Origin of the sequence: Streptomyces sp. NPDC126510 (genome assembly GCF_040302345.1) — a bacterium.
Classification (GTDB): Bacteria; Actinomycetota; Actinomycetes; order Streptomycetales; family Streptomycetaceae; genus Streptomyces.
Map to the genome: position 1 here is coordinate 1 of NZ_JBEORR010000100.1, position 1252 is coordinate 1252.

General features: G+C 66.6%; 2 protein-coding genes. Both read right to left on the reverse strand.

Annotated features, from left to right (window positions below):
* Nucleotides 1-24: 24 nt before the first annotated feature.
* On the reverse strand, nucleotides 25-282 hold the full coding sequence (locus ABTX60_RS43145; RefSeq protein ID WP_352102053.1) for a DUF6221 family protein: 258 nt from the start codon (nucleotides 280-282) through the stop codon (nucleotides 25-27).
* Between the two features lie 71 nt (nucleotides 283-353).
* A protein-coding gene (locus ABTX60_RS43150; protein ID WP_352102054.1) for an IS5 family transposase occupies nucleotides 354-1213 on the reverse strand; the annotation gives its coding sequence in 2 pieces (ribosomal slippage) (nucleotides 354-865 and nucleotides 865-1213; 861 coding nt in all).
* Nucleotides 1214-1252 lie beyond the last annotated feature (39 nt).

Consider the following 1252-nt stretch of genomic DNA (forward strand, 5'->3'; position numbering starts at 1 on the left):
CTAGGGGATGTCTCTTTGGTCGGCTTACGGACGCCACTCCTGGCGGTACTGGGAGTGCTCGGCGTAGGACTGTGCCAGCACTTTGAGCGCATACGCGAGCCCTGCGTGACGTGAATCCGCCGCGTCCATCGCCTGGTAGTCCCTGGCCAGCATGTCGATCAAGTCGAGCATCGGCAGGTGGCTGTCGAGGAGGGCGTCGGCGCCAAAGCGGTGGGCCACCTCGGCATAGGCGTGGTTGTCCTCCATATTGCGGTCCCGAAGGAACTTCACGAGGTCGTCCATGGGTTGATCTTCGCGCAGAAGCAAGGGCCATCGGGTGGGTTCACCGTGAGCAGTTCAGCTGCGGAGCAGGGTCACCTACGGGCCCAGATAAGGATGGCAGCGAGGTGGAGTGCGGCTTGGTAAGCGATGGCGAGCTTGTCCGTCCGCAGGGCCAGACCGCGCCACTGCTTGAGCCGGTTGATGCATCGCTCGACCGCGTTGCGCTGCTTGTAGGCCTCGGCGTCGAAGGCCGGCGGGCGACCACCTGCGCTACCTCGCCGCAGACGGTGACCAGCCTGATCGGACGGCTGCGGAATGACAGCACGGATCCCTCGCCGGCTCAGCTGCCCACGGATCGCACGCGACGAATACGCGCGATCCGCCAGGACGGCCTCGGGACGCGTCCTCGGTCTGCCACGTCCGATCCGGGGGACGCGGATGCCAGCCAAGACGGCCTCGAAGGCCGGTGCGTCACCCGCCTGGCCTGCGGTGACGTAGAGGGCGAGGGGTCGTGCATAGCTGTCGCTGGCGAGATGGACCTTCGTGCTCAGGCCGCCGCGGGAGCGTCCGAGACCGTGATCGTCTGGCTCGGAGCGGTCCGCAGCCCCCTTTTCCTGGCTCCGGCGGCATGTTGATGGGCTCGGCAGACGGTGGAGTCCACCGACACGGTCCAGCCGATGTCGTCGCTGTCATCGGCCGCTGCCAGGACTGCGGCGAGGATCCGTTCCCAGGTGCCGTCCACGGCCCACCTGATCAGCCGTTTGTGAGCGGTCTGGAACGAACCGAGCTCGTCCGGCAGGTCGCGCCAGGGCGAGCAGGTGCGGTACTTCCACGCGATGGCCTCCAGCGTGCGGCGGTGGTCGGCCCATCGCCGCCCACGGACCGGATCGGCCGGCATCAGCGGCTCGATCCGGCCCCACATCGCATCAGTGATCACTAACCGGACAGGCATATCCGATCAACTGATCAGCTCTCAAAGAGACACGCTCTA

What these genes read in the sequence shown, in the direction of transcription:
- ABTX60_RS43145 (WP_352102053.1), bottom strand. Translation starts at nt 282, where the DNA reads ATGGACGACCTCGTGAAGTTCCTTCGGGACCGCAATATGGAGGACAAC.